This window comes from Methylobacterium sp. Gmos1, from assembly GCF_053764715.1.
In genome coordinates, this window is record NZ_JBSNCC010000018.1 from 34,991 (window position 1) to 58,762 (window position 23,772).

22 protein-coding genes are annotated in these 23,772 nt (G+C 72.7%); 11 read left to right on the forward strand and 11 right to left on the reverse strand.

The window, feature by feature from the left end; genetic code table 11:
- Positions 1 to 70: 70 nt before the first annotated feature.
- Positions 71 to 1,477 carry a signal recognition particle-docking protein FtsY gene (ftsY, locus tag ACS5PV_RS25785; RefSeq protein ID WP_455398194.1) on the reverse strand — a complete coding sequence of 469 codons (1,407 nt, stop codon included), beginning with the start codon at positions 1,475 to 1,477 and terminating at the stop codon, positions 71 to 73.
- 98 nt (positions 1,478 to 1,575) lie between these two features.
- Between ftsY and ACS5PV_RS25790 the strand changes: the two genes are divergently transcribed.
- Entirely contained in the window at positions 1,576 to 2,268 is a 693-nt protein-coding gene (locus ACS5PV_RS25790) for an RluA family pseudouridine synthase (protein WP_455398278.1), read from the forward strand.
- Between the two features lie 235 nt (positions 2,269 to 2,503).
- On the opposite strand, the gene mtaB is transcribed toward ACS5PV_RS25790, so the two are convergent.
- Complete coding sequence (gene mtaB, locus ACS5PV_RS25795; RefSeq protein WP_455398195.1) at positions 2,504 to 3,736, reverse strand: tRNA (N(6)-L-threonylcarbamoyladenosine(37)-C(2))-methylthiotransferase MtaB; 1,233 nt, start codon at positions 3,734 to 3,736, stop codon at positions 2,504 to 2,506.
- Entirely contained in the window at positions 3,733 to 4,620 is an 888-nt protein-coding gene (gene dapF / locus ACS5PV_RS25800; RefSeq protein ID WP_455398196.1) for a diaminopimelate epimerase, read from the reverse strand. The genes mtaB and dapF overlap by 4 nt, the downstream gene beginning before the upstream one ends.
- A 210-nt stretch (positions 4,621 to 4,830) precedes the next feature.
- Between dapF and ACS5PV_RS25805 the strand changes: the two genes are divergently transcribed.
- On the forward strand, positions 4,831 to 5,607 hold the full coding sequence (locus tag ACS5PV_RS25805) for a GyrI-like domain-containing protein (protein ID WP_455398197.1): 777 nt from the start codon (positions 4,831 to 4,833) through the stop codon (positions 5,605 to 5,607).
- Between the two features lie 213 nt (positions 5,608 to 5,820).
- On the opposite strand, the gene ACS5PV_RS25810 is transcribed toward ACS5PV_RS25805, so the two are convergent.
- The 3 genes from ACS5PV_RS25810 to ACS5PV_RS25820 are packed head-to-tail and all read right to left on the reverse strand — an operon-like array spanning position 5,821 to position 7,372.
- Entirely contained in the window at positions 5,821 to 6,423 is a 603-nt protein-coding gene (locus ACS5PV_RS25810; protein WP_455398198.1) for a DsbE family thiol:disulfide interchange protein, read from the reverse strand.
- Positions 6,420 to 6,575 carry a heme exporter protein CcmD gene (ccmD, locus tag ACS5PV_RS25815; protein WP_139035846.1) on the reverse strand — a complete coding sequence of 52 codons (156 nt, stop codon included), beginning with the start codon at positions 6,573 to 6,575 and terminating at the stop codon, positions 6,420 to 6,422. The genes ACS5PV_RS25810 and ccmD overlap by 4 nt, the downstream gene beginning before the upstream one ends.
- Before the next feature lie 5 nt (positions 6,576 to 6,580).
- Entirely contained in the window at positions 6,581 to 7,372 is a 792-nt protein-coding gene (locus ACS5PV_RS25820) for a heme ABC transporter permease (protein WP_455398199.1), read from the reverse strand.
- Positions 7,373 to 7,530: 158 nt separating this feature from the next.
- Here ACS5PV_RS25820 and ACS5PV_RS25825 point away from each other — a divergent pair, with 158 nt between their 5' ends.
- On the forward strand, positions 7,531 to 7,704 hold the full coding sequence (locus tag ACS5PV_RS25825) for a DUF1328 domain-containing protein (RefSeq protein ID WP_048450062.1): 174 nt from the start codon (positions 7,531 to 7,533) through the stop codon (positions 7,702 to 7,704).
- Positions 7,705 to 8,006: 302 nt separating this feature from the next.
- On the opposite strand, the gene topA is transcribed toward ACS5PV_RS25825, so the two are convergent.
- Complete coding sequence (gene topA / locus ACS5PV_RS25830) at positions 8,007 to 10,778, reverse strand: type I DNA topoisomerase (RefSeq protein WP_455398200.1); 2,772 nt, start codon at positions 10,776 to 10,778, stop codon at positions 8,007 to 8,009.
- 202 nt (positions 10,779 to 10,980) lie between these two features.
- Here topA and ACS5PV_RS25835 point away from each other — a divergent pair, with 202 nt between their 5' ends.
- Genes ACS5PV_RS25835 through dprA form a run of 6 tightly spaced genes read left to right on the forward strand, consistent with a single transcriptional unit; the run spans position 10,981 to position 15,724 of the window.
- Positions 10,981 to 11,928 (forward strand): aspartate carbamoyltransferase catalytic subunit, encoded by a 948-nt coding sequence (locus tag ACS5PV_RS25835; protein ID WP_455398201.1) that lies wholly within the window; start codon positions 10,981 to 10,983, stop codon positions 11,926 to 11,928.
- An 18-nt stretch (positions 11,929 to 11,946) separates the two neighbouring features.
- Positions 11,947 to 12,165, forward strand: a complete 219-nt coding sequence (locus tag ACS5PV_RS25840) for a type II toxin-antitoxin system HicA family toxin (RefSeq protein ID WP_455398202.1) — start codon at positions 11,947 to 11,949, stop codon at positions 12,163 to 12,165.
- Positions 12,162 to 12,548 carry a type II toxin-antitoxin system HicB family antitoxin gene (locus tag ACS5PV_RS25845; RefSeq protein WP_455398203.1) on the forward strand — a complete coding sequence of 129 codons (387 nt, stop codon included), beginning with the start codon at positions 12,162 to 12,164 and terminating at the stop codon, positions 12,546 to 12,548. Before ACS5PV_RS25840 ends, ACS5PV_RS25845 begins: the two co-directional genes overlap by 4 nt.
- Before the next feature lie 47 nt (positions 12,549 to 12,595).
- Positions 12,596 to 13,897, forward strand: a complete 1,302-nt coding sequence (locus tag ACS5PV_RS25850) for a dihydroorotase (RefSeq protein WP_455398204.1) — start codon at positions 12,596 to 12,598, stop codon at positions 13,895 to 13,897.
- Positions 13,897 to 14,496 carry a glycerol-3-phosphate 1-O-acyltransferase PlsY gene (plsY, locus tag ACS5PV_RS25855; RefSeq protein ID WP_455398205.1) on the forward strand — a complete coding sequence of 200 codons (600 nt, stop codon included), beginning with the start codon at positions 13,897 to 13,899 and terminating at the stop codon, positions 14,494 to 14,496. The genes ACS5PV_RS25850 and plsY overlap by 1 nt, the downstream gene beginning before the upstream one ends.
- 37 nt (positions 14,497 to 14,533) lie before the next feature.
- Entirely contained in the window at positions 14,534 to 15,724 is a 1,191-nt protein-coding gene (gene dprA / locus ACS5PV_RS25860) for a DNA-processing protein DprA (RefSeq protein ID WP_455398206.1), read from the forward strand.
- A 266-nt stretch (positions 15,725 to 15,990) separates the two neighbouring features.
- On the opposite strand, the gene ACS5PV_RS25865 is transcribed toward dprA, so the two are convergent.
- The gene (locus tag ACS5PV_RS25865; protein ID WP_455398207.1) at positions 15,991 to 16,749 is read right to left on the reverse strand and encodes a tRNA1(Val) (adenine(37)-N6)-methyltransferase; all 759 of its coding nucleotides are present in this window, start codon (positions 16,747 to 16,749) and stop codon (positions 15,991 to 15,993) included.
- Entirely contained in the window at positions 16,746 to 16,970 is a 225-nt protein-coding gene (locus ACS5PV_RS25870; RefSeq protein ID WP_093568463.1) for a putative signal transducing protein, read from the reverse strand. The genes ACS5PV_RS25865 and ACS5PV_RS25870 overlap by 4 nt, the downstream gene beginning before the upstream one ends.
- A 205-nt stretch (positions 16,971 to 17,175) precedes the next feature.
- Here ACS5PV_RS25870 and ACS5PV_RS25875 point away from each other — a divergent pair, with 205 nt between their 5' ends.
- On the forward strand, positions 17,176 to 18,204 hold the full coding sequence (locus ACS5PV_RS25875) for a polyprenyl synthetase family protein (protein WP_455398208.1): 1,029 nt from the start codon (positions 17,176 to 17,178) through the stop codon (positions 18,202 to 18,204).
- A gap of 147 nt (positions 18,205 to 18,351) precedes the next feature.
- On the opposite strand, the gene ACS5PV_RS25880 is transcribed toward ACS5PV_RS25875, so the two are convergent.
- Both ACS5PV_RS25880 and ACS5PV_RS25885 read right to left on the reverse strand, forming a co-directional pair.
- Positions 18,352 to 19,239 carry a 4-(cytidine 5'-diphospho)-2-C-methyl-D-erythritol kinase gene (locus ACS5PV_RS25880; RefSeq protein WP_455398209.1) on the reverse strand — a complete coding sequence of 296 codons (888 nt, stop codon included), beginning with the start codon at positions 19,237 to 19,239 and terminating at the stop codon, positions 18,352 to 18,354.
- A 120-nt stretch (positions 19,240 to 19,359) separates the two neighbouring features.
- Positions 19,360 to 21,225: a tetratricopeptide repeat protein gene (locus ACS5PV_RS25885; protein ID WP_455398210.1), complete on the reverse strand. Its 1,866-nt coding sequence runs from the start codon at positions 21,223 to 21,225 to the stop codon at positions 19,360 to 19,362.
- A 262-nt stretch (positions 21,226 to 21,487) separates the two neighbouring features.
- Between ACS5PV_RS25885 and ACS5PV_RS25890 the strand changes: the two genes are divergently transcribed.
- Positions 21,488 to 23,545: a methyl-accepting chemotaxis protein gene (locus ACS5PV_RS25890; protein ID WP_455398211.1), complete on the forward strand. Its 2,058-nt coding sequence runs from the start codon at positions 21,488 to 21,490 to the stop codon at positions 23,543 to 23,545.
- The last annotated feature ends 227 nt before the right edge of the window (positions 23,546 to 23,772 follow it).

A 23,772-nucleotide genomic window follows, 5' to 3' on the forward strand; every position in this document is an offset into this window, starting at 1 on the left:
GAAAATTCGAGATGGGTCAACGGCCTGATGCGTCAGCATCTTGGGCCGTTGGTATGATGCGCCCCTCGGCTCAGCCCTTGTCCAATCCGGCGATCGCCCGGGCGAAGTCCCGCGCCGCGAACGGCTCCAGGTCGTCCACGCCCTCGCCGACGCCGATATAGTGCACCGGCAGGCCGAACTTGGCGGCGAGCGCCACCAGGATGCCGCCCCGCGCCGTACCATCGAGCTTGGTCATGACGAGGCCGGTGACGCCGGCCATCTTCTGGAAGGTCTCGACCTGGCTCAGCGCGTTCTGGCCGACCGTGGCGTCGAGGACGAGGAGCACGGCGTGGGGCGTCTCCGCGTCGAGCTTGCGGATCACCCGGATCACCTTCTCCAGCTCCGCCATCAGCCCGGCCTTGTTCTGGAGCCGGCCGGCGGTGTCGATGAGCAGGATGTCGGTGCCGGCCTCGCGGGCGGCCTGGAGCGCGTCGTAGGCGAGGCCGGCGGCGTCCGAGCCCTGCGGGCGGGCCACCACCGGCGCGCCGGTGCGCTCGCCCCAGACCCGCAGCTGCTCGATCGCCGCGGCCCGGAAGGTGTCGCCGGCGGCCAGCATCACGCTGTGCCCCTGCGCCCGGAACTTCTGCGTGAGCTTGCCGATCGTCGTGGTCTTGCCGGCACCGTTGACGCCGATCATCAGGATCACGAACGGCTTCTTCGACGTGTCGATGACGAGAGGCTGCGCCACCGGGTCGAGGGCGCGTTCGACTTCCGTGGCCAGGATCGCCCGCACCTCGTCGGGGGCGATGCCCTTCTCGTAGCGCCCCTTGCCGACGGCGTCCGCGATGCGGGTCGCGGTCTCGAGGCCGAAATCGGCCTGGATCAGCGCGTCCTCCAGCTCCTCCAGGGTGTCGGCGTCGAGCTTGCGCTTGGTGAACAGCCCGGTCACCCGGTCGGACAGGGCCGAGGAGGTGCGCTTGAGGCCCCCGGTCAGCCGACCCCACCAGCTTCGCTTCTCCGCCGGTGCCTCGGGCTCGGCCGGGGGCTGGTAGATCACGAGCGTGTCGGGCTCGGACCCTTCGACCTCTGGCTCTCGGACCTCTGGCTCTCGGACTTCCGGTTCCGCCTGAAGCGCGGGCTCGGGCGCCTGGTCGGTCTCCGGCCCGGGCGCCGCCGGCACCTGGCCTTCCGGCTGCACGCCCTCGACCGGCTCCAGGTCGGCGCCGGCGAGCTCGTCGGGCAGGTCTTGCTCCGGCTCCGTCTCGGGGGAGGCTTCCGTCACGGTCGGCGGCGCCGGCAGCACCTCGTCGGCGCCGGTGGCGAAGTCGGGCACGCCCTCCGACAGGGTGCCGGTCGCCTCCGTCGGCATCGTCTCGGCGGGATCGGGCTCGGTGCTCGTCTCAGGGGCGACCGTCGCCTCGGCGGGGGTCTCCGCCGGGGTCTCGGCCTTGCGGCCGAGTAGTCGGCCGAACCAGCCCGGCTTCTTCGTGTCACTCATCCGCACTTGCTCCCGACCCTCCGGACGATCTAGGGCGGCCTGCCCCGAACTTCGCCCGCCTCCGCCGCCGCTGCGAAAGGCCCATGATCGACAGGCCCATGATCGTCGACGACATACTCTCGCGGCTCCTCTACCGCGATGCCCTGGTGCTCGTCATCGACAAGCCGGCGGGTTTGCCCGTGCATCCGGGGCCGAAGGGCGGCGAGACGCTGACCCAGCATCTCGACGCCCTGCGCTTCGGCCTGCCGCGCCGGCCGGAAGCGGCCCACCGCCTTGACCGCGACACCTCCGGCTGCCTGGCGCTCGGCCGCCACGCCAAGGCGCTGGCCCGGCTGAACGCCCTGTTCGCGCAGGGACGAGCGGAGAAGACCTACTGGGCGCTGGTCGAGGGCGGTCCGGCGGAGGAATCCGGCGAGATCGACCTGCCGCTGATGCGCCGCTCCGACGATCCCCGCAGCTGGTGGATTAAGACCGATCCGGCCGGCGATCCCTCGCTCACCCGCTGGCGGGTGATGGGGCGCGATCCGGCCGCCGGGCGGACCTGGCTGGCGCTGAGCCCGGTGACCGGGCGCACCCACCAGCTCCGGGTGCATTGCGCGGCGATGGGCTGGCCGATCCTCGGCGACGCGGTCTACGGCAGCGCCCCGCGCCAGGGCGGGCCGGGCCTGCAACTCCACGCGAGGGCGCTCGCCCTGCCGCTCTACCCGAAGAAGCCGGCGATCACGACCGAGGCGCCGGCGCCGGGGCACATGCGGGAGGGATTGCGGGGGTGCGGGATGGGGGAGGGGTGAAGGCCCGCGGGTTTCTCCAGCACGCGATCCGCCTGTCCCATCCACGACCTCATCCTGAAGTGACGGGCGATCGAAGATCGCGAACGCAGTGAGCCTCAAAGGAGGGCTCCAGATGTCGCCCAGCGCGCTGGAGTCCTCGTTCGAGGCTGCCGCGAGCGGCAGCACCTCAGGATGAAGGCGCGGGTGGGACGACGTTGACTTGGCGGGCCTTTTCACGACCGACGCAGGACAGCCCTCACGCCACCCGCAGCACCTGCCCGTCATGCCCGGCGATGCGCAGATCGACGAGCGCCCCCGCCTCCACCCCCTCCGGCAGCCGCACGGGCAAGAAACCTTCCGTCCGCCCGGTGCCGCCGCGCTCGGCCAGCACCCGCCGCGTCTCGCCGACCTCGCGGTCGAGGCGGCGGGCGAAGGCCGCAGCACCCGCCGCGCGCAGGCGCGCCGCCCGGTCGCGGATCTCGGCGCTCGCCACCTGCGGCATCCGGGCGGCCGGCGTGCCGGGGCGGGGCGAGTAGGGGAAGACGTGGAGTTGGGCCAGGCCGCATTCCTCGACGAGGGCGAGGGATCGGGCGAACTGCACCTCGGTCTCGGTCGGGAAGCCGGCGATCAGGTCGGCGCCGAACACCGCGTCGGGGCGCAATCGCCGGATCTCGGCGCAGAAGCGGATCGCGTCGTCCCGGCCGTGGCGGCGCTTCATGCGCTTGAGGATCAGGTCGTCGCCCGCCTGGAGCGAGAGGTGGAGATGCGGCATCAGCCGCGGCTCCTCGGCGAAGGCCGCGATCAAAGCCGGATCGGCCTCGACGGAATCGATCGAGGACAGGCGCAGGCGGTCGAGTTCGGGCACCGCGCGCAGGATCGCCCGCACCAGGGTCCCGAGGGTGGAACCGCCGAGGTCGCGGCCGTAGGCCGTGAGGTCGACGCCGGTCAGCACCACCTCGCGGGTACCGGCCTCCACCAGGGCGCGGACCTGCGCCACCGCCGCCGCCGCCGGCACCGAGCGCGAGTTGCCGCGGCCGAACGGGATGACGCAGAAGGTGCAGCGGTGGTCGCAGCCGTTCTGCACCGGCAGGAAGGCGCGGGTGCGCGCCCGCATCGGCGTCGCCTCGGGCAGCGGGTCGGCGCCCGGCGCCATCACGTCGTCGATCTGCACGCGGTCGGGCGAAGGACCCGTCCAGACCGAGGGGTCGAGCTTACGCCGGTTGCCGAGGATCTCGGCCACCTCCGGCATGGCGGCATACGCGTCGGTCTCGACCTGCGCGCCGCAGCCGGTGACCACCACCCGCGACGTGGGGTTGGCCCGCACGGCCGCCCGGATCGCCTTGCGGGCCTGCCGCCCGGCCTCGACCGTGACCGCGCAGGTATTGACCAGGAGGAGGTCGGTGCGGCCCGCGGCCTCCGCCTGCCGGCGCATCGCCTCCGATTCGGCGGCGTTGAGCCGGCAGCCGAAGCTCAGGACCTCGACGCTCACGCCGCCGCCTCGAACAGCGAGGGCGCGAAGGTACCCTCGTGCTCCAGCTCGGTCGGGCCGGTCATGCGGACGTGGTCGTCCTCTCCCCAGGCGATGCGCAGGTCGCCGCCGGGCAGCGTCACGGTGGCCTCGCGGCCGGTGAGGCGCAGGCGCGCCGCCGCGACGAGAGCCGCGCAGGCGGCGGTGCCGCAGGCCCGGGTCAGCCCGGCGCCGCGCTCCCAGACCCGCAGGCGGATATGGGCGCGGTCGAGAACCTGCGCGATGGAGATGTTGGCCCGGTCGGGGAAGATCGGGTGCGATTCGAGCAGCGGGCCGACGCGGGCGAGATCGTAGGTGCCGGGGTCGCGCTCGACGAAGAACACCGCGTGCGGGTTGCCCATGCTGACGGCGCCGGGCGAGTGCAGCACCGGGTCGTCGATCGGCCCGACCTGCAATTCGATCCGGCGGGTATCGGGGAACGGCTCGGCCAGCGGGATCTCGTTCCAGGCGAGCCGCGGCGCACCCATGTCGACGGTGAAGTCCACCGGCGAGACGCGGACGACCTCGAGCAGTCCCGGCCTCGTCTCGAGCACCAGGTGCTCGGCCAGGGGCGGGCGCGCCATCGCGGGATCGTCCAGCATCGCCCAGGCGACGCAGCGGGTGCCGTTGCCGCAGGCGCCGGCCTCCGAGCCGTCGGTATTGTAGATCCGCACGTAGGCGTCGGTGCCCGGGGTGACGGGATCGTGCAGCACCATCATCTGGTCGAAGCGCGAGGCCGGATCGGCCGCGATGGCGCGCGCCTCCGCCGGCTGCACCCGGATGTCGCTGCCGCGCAGGTCCAGCACCACGATCTCGTTGCCGAGCCCGTTCATCTTCAGGAAGCGGCGATGGGCGAGGGGGGACACGGGCAGGGCACTCCGGCAAGCGACGCTCAGATGGGGTCGGCGCGGTGTATGGACCAGAACCGGCGCGGGGGCGAGCCGGGCGGGCGTCCCTCCCGGGATCCCCCGTCCTCACGCTCTCGCGATTGCCCCGCAACGGCTTTGCGCTTGACGCGTTCGATCCGGCCGGCGATGCCGGCCCACGCTGAAGCCGCCCGGAGCGCTCCGCCCGTGATGAAGACCCGCCTCCCGACGATCGCGATCGGCCTCGCGGCCTCCCTGGCCTGCAGCGCCTTGGTGCTGTCCCAGCAGGTCCTGGCGCAGCAGCCCGCCCCGGCGCCGGCGCCTTCACCCGCCGCGCCCCCGGCCGGCACCCCGTCGCCGGCGCAATCGGCGCCGCTGCCGACCACGACGGCGCCCGGCCCGGGCCCGGGCACCAACCAGGCGCCGGCCCCGCCCGCGCCCGAGAAGGCGCTGCCCCCCGCGGCTCCGGTCCCCCCGACCGCCGGGCGCCCGCCGCTGGTCGCCAATCCGGGCGACCCGTCCGACGTCGACGAGGTGACGCTGCCGGCCAAGCCCGCGGCGATCCTGTCCGGCAATGCCAAGTGGGATCAGGCGCTGCCGAGCCTCAAGGACGCCATCGCCAAGGTCGAGACGGCGCTCGCGGGCGCCGGCATCAAGGCCAACGGCAAGCCGATCTCGGTCTTCACCCGCACCGACGACGACGGCTTCCAGTTCGAGGTGATGGTCCCGGTCGAGGCCGTCCCGAACCCGCGGCCCGCCGGCCTGCCGGACGACCTGCGCTTCGGCGCGACGCCGAGCGGCAAGGCCCTGCGCTTCACCCACAAGGGCTCCTACGAGGGCATCGACCAGACCTACGAGACGGTGACGGCCTATCTCGACGCCAAGGGCATCCTCGTCCAGGACGCCTTCGTGGAGGAGTACCTGACCCCGCTCGGGAGCCCGTCGGACGACGCGCTGGAGATCAACATCTACGCGCTGCCGAAGTAGGGGTGAGGTCACACCTCACCCCTATCCCGGACGACTGCAACGAAGTGGAAGGAGATCCGGGATCCAGCGCAAGAAGTCGCGAAGCGTCCGTGCGTCTGCAACGGTGCACCGAAGAAGCCGCTTCGCGGCACTCTTTTTGCTGAACCCCGGATCTCCTACCGCTGACGCTCCAGTCGTCCGGGAAAGGGGGCGAGGCCTGTAGCCCCGCCCTCGCTACTGCATCGCCCGGACCCGGGCCAGGAACGCGTCGTAGGTCTCCGGCGTCAGGATGCCGACCAGCTTCTCGCGGATGCGCCCGTCCGGGCCGATCACGAAGGTCTCGGGCACGCCGTAGACCCCGAGATCGATGCCGACGCGGCCGGCCTCGTCGGCGCCCACCGCCCGGAAGGGGTTGCCGTGGCGGCCGAGGAAGCGGCGGCCGTTCTCGGGCTGGTCCTTGTAGTCGATGCCGACGAGGTTCACCCCGTCGCGCGAGAGCCGCACCAGCATCGGATGCTCGACCTGGCAGGGCGCGCACCACGAGGCCCAGACGTTCAGAACCGTCACCTTGCCCTTGAGGTCGGCCGCCGAGAGGCCCGGCACCGCGGCGCCGTCCTGGCGGGTCAGGCCGGGGACCGGCGGCAGGGTGAAGTCGGGGACCTGTCGCCCGATCAGCGCCGAGGGGATCGCCGAGGGGTCGTAGCCGGTGGTGAGCAGCTTGCCGAGGAAGATCCCGGCCAGCGCCGCGAAGGCGAGGAGCGGCAGGAGGAACAAGAGCCGGCTGCGGCGCGGCGCCTCCTCGGTCTCCTCGACCGGATGCACGGGGGCCTCGCTCACCGGCGGCCCCGCGGGGGTTCCTGCGCGAGCCGGGCGAGCGCCCGCTCCTGCGCCCGGCGGTCGAGGATCGCGTGGGCGACGAGGCCGAGGATCACCAAGGCGGTGAAGCCGTAGGCGCCGAGGATGAAGGCGGCGTGCGGTCCGAGATCCATGCGGGTCAGGCCGCCTGCGGCGCGAGGAGCGCGGCGTCGAGCCGCTCGGCCTCGAGGATGGTGAGGGTGCGCACGCGCCGGCGCAGGATCTCGGTGCGCATCGCCTGGACGTGGAGGGCGATGCCGAGCACGGACGCCGCGGCGATCATCACCAGCAGGGGGTAGAGCATGGTCGGATGGATGGTCGGCCCGCCCATCCGCAGGATCGAGGCCGGCTGGTGCAGGGTCGACCACCAGTTCACCGAGAACTTGATGATCGGCAGGTTGACCGCGCCCACCAGCGTCAGGATCGCCACCGCCCGGGCGGCCCGGTTCGGATCCTCGATCGTCCGCCACAGGGCGAGCAGCCCGCAATAGATCAGGAACAGCACCAGCATCGAGGTCAGGCGCGCGTCCCAGACCCAGTAGGTGCCCCACATCGGCTTGCCCCAGAGCGAACCGGTGACGAGGCAGATCAGCGTGAAGGCGGCGCCGATCGGGGCCGCGGCGCGCTGCGCCACGTCGGCAAGGGGATGGCGCCAGATCAGGGTGCCGAGCGCCGAGACCGCCATGGCGCCGTAGAAGAACACCGCCATCCAGGCCGCCGGCACGTGGATGTACATGATCCGCACCGTCTCGCCCTGCTGGTAGTCGGGCGGGGCGACGAACCAGGTCATGTACTGGCCCACCGCCAGCAGCAGGATCGCGAGGCCCGCCACCCAGGGCAGGAGGGACCCCGACCAGCGCATGAAATGGCCGGGCTGCGCCAGCCGCGTGAGACGACCCATCGCCTTGGGACCCATCGACTTGGCATCCATCGACATCCGGCCCGGGTGTAGCGCGCGCAGGTGTCCTTCAGCAATGCGAACGAACGGCGCAGCGGGGCGCGGTGGATGGGAGGGGGCGGTCCGGAACGAAGCGTGGCGGTGCCGGTTATCGCAGCGACTTGTTGGCGTCCGACCGGAGTGCTCCCGCCATGTTGAAATGGGCGATCATCTTCTTCGTGATCTCGCTGGTGGCCGGCGCGCTCGGCTTCACCAACGTCGCGTCCGGCGCCCGCGGCATCGCGCGGCTGCTGTTCGGGCTGTTCCTGGTGATCGCCGTGGTGATCGTGATCGCGGCGGTGCTGCTCGGGCAGGCGGTGTTCTAAGCAGACTTCGCCGGAGTGGTTGCCGGTTCGGCGCCAAAAATCCGCGGCACAACAAGAACCTGAGCGGACGAAGCGTTGGCCTGCCAACGCAAGTCCGCTTAGCCCGATCGCGGCGTCCTGACGGCGATTGGACGCGCTGCAGCCGGCGCAGGATGGTCGATGGACCGGCGGGACCCTCCGAGCCGGGTCCCGTCCCATCGTCCGCGGGAGGAGGGCGCCGATCGGCGGCGCGCCGCTTCCCTCCCGGTCCCCGCGGCAGCGGGGACCGCTTCCCCCCAGGAGAGGGGTTTTGCCGCCGCGCCCTACTCGCCGGCCGCGCTCTTCGCGGCGGGCTTCTTCGCCGGCGCCTTCTTGGGCGCCGCAGACTTCGCGGCTGAACTCTTGGCTGGACTCTTAGCCGGGGCCTTGCGCGCCGCGGGCTTCGGCTTGGCCTCGTCGCCCTTGGCTTCGTCGTCCTTGACCTCCTTGGCCGCAGACTTCGCCTTGGCGGCCGGCTTCGCCGACGCCTTGCGCGCCCCCGCCTTCTTCTTCGTCCCGCCCCCGGCCTCGCGCCGGGCCGCGATCAGGCGCAGGGCCTCGTCCAGGGTCACCGCCTCGGCGTCAGCCCCCTTCGGCAGGGTGGCGTTGATCTCGCCGTCGGTCACGTAGGCGCCGTAGCGGCCGGCCTTGACGGTGACCGGCTTGCCGCTGTCGGGCGCCGTGCCGATCAGCCGGCCCGGATCCTGCGCCGGGCGTCCGCCGCCCTGCTCCTTCTGGACGATGAGGTCGATGGCGCGGTTGGCGCCGACCTCCAGCACGTCGTCGTCCTTGCCGAGATTGGCGTAGGTCTTGCCGTGCTGCACGTAAGGGCCGTAGCGACCGATATTGGCCAGGATCGGCTCGCCGGTCTCCGGGTGGCGCGCCACCTCGCGCGGCAGCGACAGGAGCTTCAGGGCCTTCTCCAGGTCGACCGCCGAGGGGGCGAGGCCCTTCGGCAGCGAGGAGCGCTTCGGCTTCTCCGCCCCCTTCTCGGCCGAGGCCTCGCCGAGTTGCAGGAACAGCCCGAAGCGGCCGTCGCGCAGGGTGACGGGCAGCCCGGTCTCGGGATCGTCGCCGAGCACCCGCACGCCGGGCTGGCCGCCCTCGCCGGATCCCTCGCCGTCGCCGTCGAGGCTCGTGGCGTTCAGCTGGCGGGTGTACTTGCACTCGGGATAGTTCGAGCAGCCGACGAAGGCGCCGAACTTGCCGAGCTTGAGCGAGAGCTGGCCGCCGCCGCAATTCGGGCAGGCGCGCGGATTCGCGCCGTCGGCCTTCTGCGGGAAGATGTGCTCGGCGAGAAGCCCGTTCAGCGCCTCCAGCACCTCGGCCGTGCGCAGCTCCTTGGTTCCGGCGATCGCGGCGGAGAAATCGCGCCAGAAATCGCGCAACACCGCACGCCAGTCGATCTCGGCGTTCGAGACCCGGTCGAGCTGGGTCTCCAGGTCGGCGGTGAAGTCGTACTCGACGTAGCGGCGAAAGAAGCTCTCGAGGAAGCCGGTGACGATCCGGCCCTTGTCCTCCGGCACCAGGCGCTTCTTGTCGATCTTGACGTATTCGCGGTCGCGCAGGACCTGGAGCACGGCAGCATAGGTGGAGGGCCGGCCGATGCCGAGCTCCTCCATCCGCTTGACCAGGCTCGCCTCGGAGTAGCGCGGCGGCGGCTCGGTGAAGTGCTGGGTCGCCGCGATGCGCTCGCGGGTGAGCCCGTCGCCGGCCTTCATCGGCGGCAGGCGGCGCGACTCCTCGTCCTCCTCGTCGTCCTTGCCCTCCTGGTAGAGGGTGAGGAAGCCGTCGAACTTCACCACCTGGCCGGTCGCCCGCAGGTCGATGCGGCGCGGCCCGACCTGGGCCGAGATCTCGACGGTGGTGCGCTCCAGCTCCGCCGATTCCATCTGGCTCGCCACCGTGCGGGTCCAGATCAGCTCGTAGAGCTTGGCCTGCTCCGGATCGAGGTAGCGGGCGACGTCCTTCGGCAGCCGGCCGAGATCGGTCGGTCGCACCGCCTCGTGGGCCTCCTGCGCGTTCTTGGCCTTGACGCTGTACTTGCGCGGCGCCCCCGGCACGTAGGCGTCGCCGTACTCGGCACCGATCACCTGGCGCGCCTGGGCGACGGCCTCGGGCGCCATGTCGACGCCGTCGGTCCGCATGTAGGTGATGAGGCCGACGGTCTCGCCGCCGATCTCGACGCCCTCGTAGAGCCGCTGGGCCACCCGCATGGTCTGGGCCGGCGCCAGCCCGAGCTTGCGCGAGGCCTCCTGCTGCAGGGTCGAGGTGGTGAAGGGCGGCTGCGGGTGGCGCTTGGCGGGCTTCGCTTCGACCGAGGCGACCGTGAAGGTGGCAAGCTCCAGGTCGCGCCGGAAGGCCTCGGCCTCGTCCGCAGTGCCGACGTCGAGGCGCTGGATGCGCTTGCCGTCGGCGCCCACCAGCCGGGCCTCGAACACCGCGCCGTTCGCGGTCTTCAGCGTCGCGACGATCGACCAGTATTCCCGCGGCTTGAAGGTCTCGATCTCGCGCTCGCGGTCGCAGACGAGGCGGAGCGCCACCGACTGCACCCGTCCCGCCGAGCGGGCGCCCGGCAGCTTGCGCCACAGGACCGGCGAGAGGTTGAAGCCGACGAGGTAGTCCAGGGCGCGGCGTGCCAGGTAGGCGTCGACGAGGGCCTGGTCGATCTCCCGCGGCTGCGCCATCGCGGTCGCGACCGCGTCCTTGGTGATCGCGTTGAAGGTGACGCGCTCGACGTGGACGTCCTTGAGCACCTTCTTCGCCTGGAGCGCCTCCAGCACGTGCCAGGAGATCGCCTCGCCCTCGCGGTCCGGGTCGGTCGCGAGGATCAGCTTGTCGGCGCCCTTCACGGCTTTCGCGATCTCGGCGACGCGCTTGGCCCCCCGATCCTCCAGCTCCCACAGCATATGGAAGTCCTGCTCGGGATCGACCGAGCCGTCTTTCGCCGGAAGATCCCGGATATGCCCGAACGAGGCCAGCACCTCGTAGTCGCTGCCGAGGTATTTATTGATCGTCTTGGCTTTGGCCGGCGACTCGACGACGACGACTTTCATGGACGGGCTGCCTCTTCGAAGAGCACACCGCGGCAGATCGGGCTTCAACTTGTGCGGGGCGGCCGGCACGGATTTTCGCGCGGCGAAGCGGACAAGTGGGTGATGACGCGGCGGTTGTCAAATACCCCCGATGATGCAGGCGCGTTCCGCGAAGGCCGTCCTTGCGGCTCGGGCCCGCGGCTCCTATAGCGCTCGTCTCAGGATGAGCACCCAGGCACCCCCCGGCTTCCCGCACCGCCACCTCCTCGGCATCGAGGGCCTCTCGCCCCTCGATATCGCGGCCCTCCTCGACCGTGCCGACGAGGCCGTCGAGATCAGTCGCCAGGTCGAGAAGAAGCGCACGACGTTGCGCGGGCGCACCCAGATCAACCTGTTCTTCGAGCCCTCGACGCGGACGCAATCCTCGTTCGAGCTGGCCGGCAAGCGCCTCGGCGCCGACGTGATGAACATGTCGGTCGCCTCCTCGTCGGTGAAGAAGGGCGAGACCCTGATCGACACCGCGGCCACGCTGAACGCGATGCGCCCCGACATCATCGTGGTGCGCCATCACCAGGCCGGCGCGGTGCATCTCCTCGCCCGCAAGGTCGATTGCGCGGTGGTCAATGCCGGCGACGGCGCCCACGAGCACCCGACCCAGGCGCTCCTCGACGCGCTGACCATCCGGCGCAACAAGGGCCGGATCGAGGGATTGATCGTCGCGATCTGCGGCGACGTCCTGCACTCGCGGGTGGCGCGCTCGAACATCATCCTGCTCATGGCGCTCGGCGCCCGGGTGCGGGTGATCGGCCCCTCGACCCTGCTGCCGCCGGGCCTCGCGCGCTTCGGCGTCGAGGTCTTCACCGACATGCGCAAGGGGCTGGCGGGCGTTGACATCGTGATGATGCTGCGGCTCCAGCGCGAGCGGATGAACGGCTCCTTCGTCCCCTCGGTGAAGGAGTATTTCCGCTATTTCGGCCTCGACGGTGACAAGCTGAGCCACGCCAAGCCCGACGCGCTGGTGATGCATCCCGGCCCGATGAACCGCGGCGTCGAGATCTCGTCCGAGGTCGCCGACGGGGCGCAGTCGCTGATCCGGGAGCAGGTCGAGATGGGGGTCGCGGTGCGGATGGCGGTGCTGGAAGCGCTGGCGACGCACCTGCCGAACGCGTGACGGCGCCGGGCGCTTGACATGCCGCCGCGGGCCTTCGACCTTGACATCCAGGCGATCCGGCGGCGCCTCGAACGCGAGGGGTGGCGGATCCGCCCCTCGAAGGGACCGCACGACATTTACATGATGCCGGGACGCCCGCACGTCGCCGTGCCCCGGGGCCGCGGAAGCCTTCCGCCCGGGACCGCCCGGTCGATCGCGCGCAATGCCGGGTGGCTGGACGAGAGCGAGGAGCCGTGACGGCGTATATCGGCATACTGGAGAAGGAGCCCGGCACCCTGTGGGGGCTCTGGTTCCCCGACCTGCCGGGCTGCATCGCCGCCGGCGAATCGGCCGACGACACCCTGGCGCAGGGAGCCGAGGCGCTGGCCCAGTGGGCGGCTCTGGCGCGCGAGGACGGTCTGACCTTGCCGGCGCCGCGCTCCATCGAGGTCCTGCGCTCCGACCCCGACGTCGCCGCCGCGCTCGCATCGGGCCACGTCGCGGTCGCCGTGCGGCCGCCCGCCGACGAGCTCGGCCTCGACGACGCTCAGCTCCAGGCCGTCGACCAGGCGGCCGAGCGCCGCGGTCTCACCCGCAGCGGCCTCGTCCGCGCCCTGGTGCTCGACGGGATCGCGGGCTGACATCCCCGCCCGCGGCTCCCACCCCAATCTTCTCGCTCCGTAGGCCGATGTCCTCCTCCTGCCTCCTCCTCACCAACGCCCGCCTGATCGACCCCGCCACCGGCCGCGAGGGCCCGGGCGCGGTCCTCGTCCGCGGCGACCGCATCGCCGACGTCTATTGGGGCACCCCCGCCGCCCTGCCGGAAGACGCCGAGGTGATCGAGTGCGGCGGCCAGGTGCTCACCGCCGGCCTCGTCGATCTGCGCGCCTTCGTCGGCGAGCCGGGGGCCGAGCACCGCGAGACCCTGGCGAGCGCCAGCGCGGCCGCCGCCGCCGGCGGCGTGACCACGCTGGTCTGCATGCCCGACACCAACCCGCCGATCGACGATCCGGCGATCGTCGACTTCGTGCTGCGCCGGGCGCGGGACACCGCCAGCACCCGCGTGCTGCCGGCCGCCGCCATCACCAAGGGGCTGGCCGGCCAGGTGATGACCGAGTTCGGCCTGCTCACCGAGGCCGGCGCCGTCGCCTTCACCGACGGGCTGAAGGCCGTCACCAACGCCCAGGTGATGCGCCGCGCGCTCACCTACGCCCGCGATTTCGGCGTGCTCCTGATGCAGCACGTCGAGGAACCGACCCTCGTCGGCGACGGCGTGATGAACGAGGGCGAGATGGCCTCGCGGCTCGGTCTCCACGGCATCCCGCGGGAGGCCGAGACGATCCTGCTGGAGCGCGACATCCGCCTCGTGCGCCTCACCGGCGGGCGCTACCACGCGGCGATGATCTCCTGCGCCGACTCGGTCGAGATCGTGCGGCGGGCCAAGGAGGCCGGCCTGCCGGTGACGTGCGGCGTCTCGGTCAACAACCTGGTGCTGAACGAGAACGACATCGGCCACTACCGCACCTTCTGCAAGCTCTCGCCGCCCTTGCGCACCGAGGCCGACCGCCAGGCGGTGGTGGCGGCGCTCAACGAGGGCGTGATCGACGTCGTCGTCTCCGACCACAACCCGCAGGACGTCGAGACCAAGCGCCTGCCCTTCGCCGAGGCCGCCGACGGGGCGCTCGGGATCGAGACGCTGCTCGCCGCCGCGCTTCGCCTGGTGCATGCCGGCAATATCGGTCTGCCGCGGCTGCTCGCCGCCCTCTCGGCGGCGCCCGCGCGGGTGCTCGGCCGCGAGACCGGGCGCCTCGCCCCCGGCGCCCCGGCCGATCTCGTGCTGATCGACCCGGACGCGCCTTACGTCCTCGACAAGCGCCAGCTCAAGTCGCGCTCGAAGAACTCGCCCTTCGACGAGGCCCGGCTCCAGGGGCAGGCCGCCCTCACGATGGTGGCGGGCCGCATCGTCCACCGCACCGAGGAGACGCGCTGATGGCGCCGGACTGGACGCAGATCGCCCTCTGGCTCGTCGTCGGCTACCTGTTCGGGGCGATTCCCTTTGGGCTGATCCTGACGCGCTTCGCCGGCCTCGGCGACGTGCGGGCGATCGGCTCAGGGAATATCGGCGCCACCAACGTGCTGCGCACCGGGCGGAAAGGCCTCGCTGCCGCAACGCTGCTCGGCGATGCGCTCAAGGGCACCACCGCGGTCCTGATCGCGTCGCGCCTCGGCGGGCCGGAGGCGGCGCTGGCAGCGGGCCTCGGCGCCTTCCTCGGGCACCTCTTCCCGGTCTGGCTCGGCTTCAAGGGCGGCAAGGGGGTCGCCACCTTCATCGGCGTGCTGCTCGGGCTGTTTCCCCTCGGGGTGCTGGTCTTCGCGGTGGTCTGGCTCGGCCTCGCGGCCTTGCTTCGCTACTCCTCGGCCTCGGCGCTCGCGGCCTCGGCCGCCACCCCCGCCGCCCTGTGGGCGTTCGGGCAGGGGCGCCTCGCGCTGCTGTTCTGCGTGCTCGCCCTGCTGCTATGGTGGAAGCACGCGCCCAATATCCGCCGCCTCGCGGCAGGGACCGAGGGGCGCATCGGGCAGAAGGGCTGAAGGTCTGACATCGACCCTCACCCAGAGGGAGAGGGTCGTGAACCTCAGCGACGCGCAGCGCCTCGACTGGCTCCGGCTGATCCGCTCGGAGGGCGTCGGTCCCCGAACCTTCCGGGGTCTGGTGAACCGCTTCGGCGGCGCCGGCCCGGCACTGAAGGCCCTCCCTGGCCTCGCCAAGGCCCGCGGCAAGCCGATCCGGGTGACGACGAAGGCGGAGGCCGAGCGCGAGATCGCGGCGGCCGCGCGCCTCGGCGCCCGGTTCGTCGCGATGGGCGAGCCCGACTATCCCCTGCCGCTCCAGGCCACCGCCGACGCGCCGCCGCTGCTCTGCCTGCGCGGCGACGCCGCCTGCCTGACGCGCCCGGCCGTCGCCATCGTCGGCTCGCGCAACGCCTCGGCCGCCGGCCTCACCTTCACCGAGCGGCTGTCGCACGCCCTCGGCGCCGAGGGGCTGGTGATCGTCTCAGGGTTGGCCCGCGGCGTCGATGCCCGCGCCCACAAGGCGGCGCTCCAGAGCGGCACCGTCGCGGTACTGGCCGGCGGGCACGACCGGATCTACCCGTCCGAGCACGAGGAGCTGGTCGCGCGCATCCTCGACCAGGGCGGTGCGGTCGTCGCCGAGATGCCGATGGGCTGGGAGCCGCGCGGCCGCGACTTCCCGCGCCGCAACCGCATCATCTCGGGGCTCTCCCTCGGCACGGTGGTGGTCGAGGCGGCGCGCCGCTCCGGCTCGCTCATCACCGCCCGCTTCGCCCTGGAGCAGGGCCGCGAGGTCTTCGCCGTACCGGGCTCGCCCCTCGATCCCCGGGCCGAGGGCACCAACGACCTCATCCGCGACGGCGCCACCCTCTGCGCCGCCCCCGAGCACGTGATGGCGGTGCTCGCACCCCTGATCGGCGGCCCCGCGCCCGAGACCGGGGCCGAGGATGCGGCGGACCGGCCCGAGCCCGCGCTCTACTGGGACGAGATCGACCTCTCCGCCGAGGAGCCGGTCACCGCGATGGCGGCCGAGCCGGCGCAGCGCGTCCTCGACGAGGCGCCCGTGCCGGCGGGGCAGCGGGACGACCGGACCATCCTGCTCGAACTCCTCGGCCCGTCGCCGGTGCCGGTCGATGCGCTGGCGCGGCAGGCCGGGGTCTCGGCGCGGGTGGTCCAGGGGCTGCTGATGGAGCTGGAGCTCGACGGGAAGATCTGGCGCCATCCGGGCGGGACGGTCTCGCTGCGGTGATTGATGCGGGCGAGATCATGCCGTGGTTTGCGCCGCCGTTTCAAGGCAGAGCACTTCCCCTCTCCCGTGTGGGAGAGGGGCCGTGGGGATCGAAGATCCCGCGTGAGGGTGGCTCGGGTTCCGCAATGACCCTGAAGCGTTGAGATACCCGGCTCAACGCGCTCAGTATCACACGGAAGCGCGCCACCCTGCGCGATCTTCGATCGCCCCTACCCCTCTCCCACACGGGAGAGGGGATCCCGCGACTTCCTGGTTGGGCGATGATGTTAGGGTGCCACCTCGCCCCGGTGCATCGCCTCGACCCGCTCCGTGAACCGCCCGTCCGGCCCGTGCAGCACCAGGGCCGGCGCGAGAGCGAACGGCGCCCGGCTGCCGCGCACCCCCGCCACCAGCACCCGGATCGCCGCGGCCTCCGCTCGCGGCTGGACCGGGGTGACCCGGAGCGCGCCGAAGCGGCCGGCGAGGGCGTCGAGGCAGGCGGGAAGCGCGTCGGCCCGGTGGATCAGCACCAGCCGGCCGCCGGGGCGCACGAGGTCGGCCGAGGTGCGCAGCCACGCCTCCAGCCCGCCGGGCTCGGCAAAGCCGTGCGCCGCCGCCCGGACCGCCACCGGCGAGGCGCGGTGCCGGCCGGGCTCGAAGAAGGGCGGGTTGGTCAGCAGCAGGTCGACCGCATCGGGCAGGAGCCCGGCGGCGCGCCGCTCGCGGCCCGGCGCCGTCACGTCGGCCTCGATCACCCGGACGCGGTCCGCCACGCCGTTCTCCTGCGCGTTGAGGCGGGCCAGGCTTGCGGCCTCCGGGTCGCGCTCGACCAGCATCACCCGCGCCTCGGGGCAGGCGCGGGCGACCGCGAGCCCGACCGCGCCGGTGCCGGCGCCCAGGTCGCACACCGTCTCGCCGGCCCGCGCCCCGGCGCTGGCTGCGAGCAGCACCGCGTCGGTCCCGGCCCGGTGGGCACCGCGGGGCGGCTGGCGCAGGGAGAGCCGCCCGCCGAGCCAGGCCTCGGAGGGGGGAGGGGCGTCGCTCACGGGTGGCGCAACTCGTGCGCGAGGCCCGCATCGGTGAGGATGCGCCGGGCCTGGCGGGCGTGGTCCTCCGGCACCAGCAGCCGGCGCGGGAAGGCGCCGATCATCCCCTCCATCACGCTGATGTGGTTGTCGGCCACCAGGACCGGGATCTCGGCCCCGGCGAGGAGGGATTCCGCGAAGCCGATCAGGACGAGGTCGTTGGTGCGGATCAGCTCGATCATGGTGCGGCACGGGGTCCCTGCTCGGATCGCGGCGGCCATACCACACCGGCGCGCCGGTTGCGCCGCATCCCCAGGCTGCGGGCCCGGCTTTCCGGTGCTTGCGGCAGCTTGCGTGTTGCCGCCGGGGGCGCTCGCGTGCCAAAGGGGGCGGGAGTTGATCGAGGTGCCCCGCGGTTCGGGGCGGCTCCCAGGAGATCGCGCGGGCGTGGGCGTCGTACTTCCCCTTCAGGACAGACCCTCCGATCCGGAGGCCAGCCTCGACGCCCTGGTGGGCCTGGTGGCGGGCGGGATGGAGCGCGTCAACGCGATGATCCTGTCGCGCACCGGCTCCGACGTGACGATGATCCCGGAGGTTGCCAACCACCTGATCTCCTCGGGCGGCAAGCGCCTGCGCCCGATCCTGACCCTCGCGACCGCCGCGCTCTCCGGCTACGACCCCGCCGCCGACGGCGACGTGAAGCTCGCCGCCAGCGTCGAGTTCATGCACACCGCGACGCTACTCCACGACGACGTCGTCGACGAGAGCGACATGCGCCGCGGCAAGGTCGCGGCCCGGATCAAGTGGGGCAACGAGGCCAGCGTCCTCGTCGGCGACTTCCTGCTCGGCCAGGCCTTCAAGATGATGGTCGAGGTCGGCTCGCTGCGCGCCCTCGACATCCTGTCCTCGGCCGCCTCGGTGATCGCCGAGGGCGAGGTGATGCAGCTCACCGCCGCCCGCTCGACCGAGACCACCGAGGACGAGTACCTCGCGGTGATCCGGGCGAAGACGGCGGAATTGTTCGCCGCCGCCTGCGAGGTCGGCCCGGTCATCGCCGAGCGGCCGGCGGCCGAGATCGCCGCCTGCCGCAGCTACGGCATGAATCTCGGCATCGCGTTCCAGCTCGTCGACGACGCCCTCGATTACGGCGGCACCAGCGCCGATCTCGGCAAGAACGTCGGCGACGATTTTCGCGAGGGCAAGATCACTCTCCCGGTGGTGCTGTCGTTCCGCCGCGGCAGCGACGAGGAGCGGGCGTTCTGGCGCCGCACCCTGGAGCGCCAGGAGATCGACGAAGCCCGCGACCTCGACGCCGCGCTCGCGATCATGCGCCGCCACCGCGCCCTCGAGGATACGATCGAGCGCGCCCGCCAGTACGGCGACAGGGCCAAGGACGCGCTGGCGCCGTTTCCGGCCTCGCCGATGAAGCAGGCGCTGCTCGAAGCCGTGGATTTCTGCATCGCCCGGGCGCGCTGAAGCGCTCCTTTCCGGGGCCGGCTACCTCGATCGCGTTCGCACGCCCATCGACATGTCTCATGCCGACATGTCCTCTGCATCCCGGGGCTCGCCGAGAGGCGAGAACCCGGGTCATGACCGTCGGGATGTCTTGAGGGACGGATCGCGTCAGCGCAGCAGCGTCGCCCGCACCCACCAGCCCGGCTGCACCGCCGCGATCGCCCGCGCTGCCCGCACCGCCGCCGAGCGGTGGCCGAACAGACCGAACACCGTGGCGCCCGATCCCGACATCCGGGCGAGCCGGCAGCCGGCCTGGTCGCGCAGGGCCGCCAGGGTGTCGCCGATCACCGGGGCGACCGTGAGGGCGGGGGCTTCGAGGTCGTTGCGGGCCGGCAGGATGCGAGCGAGCAGCGCCTCGAGACCGTCCGCGCCGTCGATCTCCGGATGCGCCTCCTCGGCCAAGGGATGCGCCTCGCCGACCTTGAGCCCGAGGGCGCGGAAGACCGGCGCGGTCTCGACCGGCACGCCGGGATTGATCAGCACCGCCGGCACCGGGGGCAGCGCGAGGGCCGGGCCGACCGCCTCGCCCGCGCCGCCCATCATCCGGGCACGGGGATCGAGGCAGACCGGCACGTCGGCGCCGGTGCGGCGCGCCGCCGCCATCAGCGCCGGGTGATCGCGGTCAAGGCCGTTGAGGCGCCCGAGCAACCGCAGGGCCGCGGCCGCATCCGACGAGCCGCCGCCGATCCCCGCGGCCACCGGCAGGCGCTTCACGAGGCGGAAGCGCCCGGCCTTCAGCCCGGGGATCTCGTCGGCGAGGTGGCGGGAGGCCCGCATCACCAGGTTGTCGTCGATCGGGCCGGCGGGCCCCGCGGTCGGGCCCGAGACGGCGAGGTCCAGGGCCGGCCCCGGCTCCAGGGTCAGGAGGTCGCCGGCCGCCGCGCCGGAAAAGACCACCAGGCTCTCCAGCGCGTGGTAGCCGTCGCCGGGGCGCCGGCCGAGGACGTGCAGCGTCAGGTTGATCTTGGCGGGCGCGCGGGTCGTGAGGGGGAGCACGGCGACGTCTCTCGAGCGGCAAGTCTTTGACCGGCGATGTCTTGGAAGGGCGATGGGGCGCGGCGCGTGGCGGCGCCGCGCCCGCGAACTCATCTCGATCGTGGGGAAGGAGCGGGGCGCTCAGCCCCCGCTCTTCGTCTCCGTCCCCATCGCCGGCGGCTCGGTCGGGGCCGGCGCGCCCTTCGGCATCTCGGGCTGGGGCGCAGGGGCGGACTGGGTCTCGGCGGTGGCGGCGGGCTTCTCCAGCTCCGGCAGCCCGTCCTTGAGCTTCGCCTCGATCTTCGCCAGGTCCTCCGGCTCGGGGTTCAGGTCCTTGGCGTGCTGCCACTGGAACTTGCCCTCGAGCCGCCGGCCGGCGCGCCAGTAGGCGTCGCCGAGGTGGTCGTTGATGGTCGGATCGCCGGGCTTGAGCTCGATCGCCTTCTCCAGCTCGCGCACCGCGTCGTCCCAGCGGCCGAGGCGGTAGTAGGCCCAGCCGAGGCTGTCGATGATCATGCCGTCGCGCGGCTGGAGGTCGACCGCCTGCTTGAGCATGCGGAACGCCTCGTCGATGTTCTGGTTCTGGTCGACCCAGGAATAGGCGAGGTAGTTCAGCACCTGGGCGCGGCCGTTGGGCTGGGTCGCCGGCACCAGGTCGAGGGCCTTCTTCAGGTCGGCCTCGGCCTTCGGCCACTCCTTGGCGCGCTCGTAGGACGTGCCGCGGAAGTAGTACAGGGTCCAGTAGTTGCGCGCCGGCTGGTCGCCGATCAGGTCGATCGCCCGGGTGTAGGTCTGGGCCGACTCGGCGTATTTCTTGCGCGAGCGCTGGACGTTGCCGAGCGCCGAGATCACGTCGATGTCGTTGGGATAGGTCTTGGCGACCTGGTCGAGATGGGCGATCGCCTCCTCGCCCTTGCCCATCTGCTCCAGGTTGAGGCCGATCTGGATGTCGGCATTGAGCTTGAGCGGCGAGGACGCCGGCATGCGGGCGAAGACCTCGTTCGCCCGATCGGGCGCCTTCATCCGCTCCAGCGTGTCGGCGAGCGTCAGGAGCGCCAGCGAGTGCTCGGGCGCGAGGTAGAGCGCGAGGCGCAGGTAGACCACGGCGGGCAATTCGTCGCCCTGCGAGGTCCCGGCCGAGCCGAGGCCGTACAGCACCTCGGCGGCGCCCTCCTGCGCCGAGTTGATCAGCGGGGTCAGCGGCTTGCCGGCCTTCAGCTTGTCGAGGGCGTCGCGCACGATCGGGTGGCGCGGCAGGACGTTGTCGAATTCCTGGTAGGCCGCCACCGCGAGGTCGGGCCGGCCGGATTCGGCCTCGAAGCGTCCGTAGGCGTCGACGATGCGCAGCGTGTTGCGGTCGGCATCGTAGGCCGATTTCAGCCGGCGCTCGGCCTCGACCTTGTCGCCGACGAGCGCGGCGATCAGCCCGGCATGGTAGTCGCGGAAGACGTTGTAGTAGCGCTCGCCCTTGAGCTTGTTGATGGTCTCGAGCGCCTTCTTGCCCTCGCCCGCCCCGGCATAGGACCATGCGGTCAGCAGCGTCGAGGTCAGGTCGGCGGCCGCGCCCTTGCCGCCGCGCTGGAGGTTCTGGCGCGCCGCGGCGAATTGCTTGGCCTTGATCTTCTGCACGCCGAGCGCGAGCTGGGCGAGGCCGTTGGCCCCGTCGCGCGCGGTCAGGCGCTCGGCGGCGCGAAACGCCTCCGGCAGGGAGCCGTCGGCCAGCAGCGCCACGAAGGAGCGTTCGAGGAGTTCCGCGTTGCGCGGGTCGCCCTTCACCGCCTCGCGATAATAGGTGGCGGCGGCCGCCGTGTCGCGGGAGGCGCCGGCGATGTAGGCGGCGAGGAAGTTGCCTTCCAGCGAATCCGCCGGCTCGTAGGCCTGCGGAGCCGCGATCTCCCGCGCCGGCAGCCGGGCCGCGAGAGCCGGCGCCGTCGAGGCGGCGAGGAGCAGGGCCAGCGCGGCGCGCGCAACTCCGCGGCGGGGGGCGGGGATTCGGGTCTTGAGCACCAAACTCGTGGCTCCGTGATCGCGCCGGCCGCGGAGCCGGCGCGCGAAATCGGCGCGACATTGGACCCTGCGCGGGGCAGCGGCAAGACCAAACGGCGGCGGCGATGTGTCGGGGGTAGCGGGCCGGGCGGGCCCGGCCCGCCGGCGCCGCGGGGCGGCTTTGCGCCCGGGGCCAGTCGGCAGGCCGTTGCGTAAGACCGATGTTAAGTAATAACACTGATGATGCCTCGCGATTGCTCAAGATTTGACCAGAGCCGCGGACATGTCATTGCGTAGACAAATTTTCCTGATCCTGGGGCTGATCGGCTGCCTGCTGGTCTGGCTCGCCGGCTATCAGGTGGCCGAGGCCTGGAACCGGGCCGAGATCATGCGCCGGGCGGCGGAGGCCAACCGGGTGACCGACGGGCTCGCCGCCGCCGCCGCGTCGCTGGCGGCCGAGCGGGGGCTGACCAACGGCTGGCTCGCCAGGCCGCCGGCCGCCGCGGAGCACCCGGCCCTGGCACGATTGCGCGAGGAGGGCGACAGCCAGCTCGCCGCCGCCCTGGACGGGTTGCGGCACGACGAAGCGGGCGCGCGGGCGGCGGTCGCCCTGGGGGAGGCGCGCCGCGACCTCGCGAGCCTGCGCCAGCGGGTCGACCGCGTGCTCGCCGGCACCCCCGATCCCGATCTGGCGGCAGCCTGGTTCCCGGCCGCGACCGGCGTGATCGCCCGCGAGCAGGCCGTGTTCGACGCGGTGCGGGCCGGCCTCTCCGGCTCGGTACCCAGCGCGCTCCATCACGGCCTCGACGTCAAGCGGGCCTTGTGGGACGCGGGCGAGTTCGCGGGCCGCGAGCGCGGCCGGCTCAACGCCGCGATCGCCGGGCGGCAGGCGCTGCCGGTGGAGCAGGTCCGGGCGCTGGCCGGCCTCGCCGGGCGGGTCGAGGCGGCGCTGGCGCAGGCCCGCGCCTCCGAGCCGGCCCTCGCGCCGGAATTCCGGACCGCCCTGGCGGCGGCCTCGCGCCGGGTCGAGGCCTTCGAGGCGACCCGCGCGGCGGTGATCCGGGCCGGCGCCGCGCGCGAACCCTATCCCGTCGCGGCCGAGGAATGGTTCCGGCAGGCGAGCGAGGTCATCTCAGGCATCGGCGAGGCGCGGGCGGCGGCCACCGCCTCGCTCGGCGCGATCGTGGCGGCGGAGAGCCGGTCCGCCGAGACGGGGTTTCTCGCCGCGCTCGCCATCCTCGCCGGCGCCTGCGCGGCGATCGCCGGCGGCGCGCTGATGCTGGTGCGCGGCGTGACCGGGCCGCTCGCCCGGATGATCGAGGCGATGCGCCGGCTTACCGCCGGTGACCTCGCCGTCGCGGTGCCGGCGGCCTCGCCCCGCAGCGAGATCGGCGCGATGGCGGCGGCGATGGTGCAGTTGCGCGACGGCCTCGCCCGCGCCGCCGCCCTGGAGCAGGAGGCGGCCGCCGCCCGCGTCGGGGCGGAGGCGCAGCGCCGGGCGGCCCTGCGCGAGCTCGCCGACCGGTTCGAGGGTTCGGTCGGCGGCGTCCTGGCCGCGGTGACCGCGGCGTCGGCCGAGATGGAGGCGACCGCCCGCGGCATGAGCGACATCGCCGGCCGCACCGCCGACCAGAGCACCAGCGTCGCCGCCGCGGCGGAGGAAGCCTCCTCGAACGTTGCCACCGTCGCGGCGGCGGCGGGCCAGCTCGGCGCCTCGGTGCACGAGATCGGCGCCCGGGTCGGCGCCTCGGCCGGGATGGCCCGGTCCGCCGCCGACGCGGCGGGGGAGACCGCCCGCCTCGTCCACGAGCTGCGCCAGGGCGCGGCGCGGATCGGCGACGTGCTGGGCCTGATCTCGTCGATCGCCGCCCAGACCAATCTCCTGGCGCTCAACGCCACGATTGAGGCGGCGCGTGCGGGCGCGGCGGGACGGGGCTTCGCGGTGGTGGCGGCCGAGGTCAAGGAACTGGCGGGCCAGACCGCGCGGGCGACCGAGGAGATCACCGGCCAGATCGCCCGCATCCAGGGCTCGACCGAGCAGGCCGTCGCGGCGATCGGCGGCATCTCCGGGCAGATCGGCGAGATCAGCGCAGCGAGCACCGCCATCGCGGCGGCGGTGGAGGAGCAGGGCGCGGCGACCCAGGAGATCGTCCGGACCATCTCGGAGGCCGCCAAGGGCACCGACGAGGTGACGGGAAGCGTCGTGCGGGTCGCAGGCGCGGCGGACGAGACCGGCGCGGCGGCGAGCCAGGTGCTGTCGGCGGCGAGCGAGTTGTCGCGCCAGTCCGAGCACCTGCGCGGGGAGGTGGGGCGGTTCCTGACGACGGTCAGGGCGGCGTGAAACCCACTTCTACGTCAGTAACGAGAAGTCGCGGGATCCCCTCTCCCGAGTGGGAGAGGGGTAGGGGTGAGGGTGACACGCTTCAGTGTGAAGCTCTGAGCGTCGTGCTGGCAGCGGGACGGTTCGAGCCTTCTGCGGGACCGTAGCACCCTCACCCCCGACCCCTCTCCCACACGGGAGAGGGGAGACGCGCTTCACCCTGAAGCGCTCTCACCATTCAAGGGTCC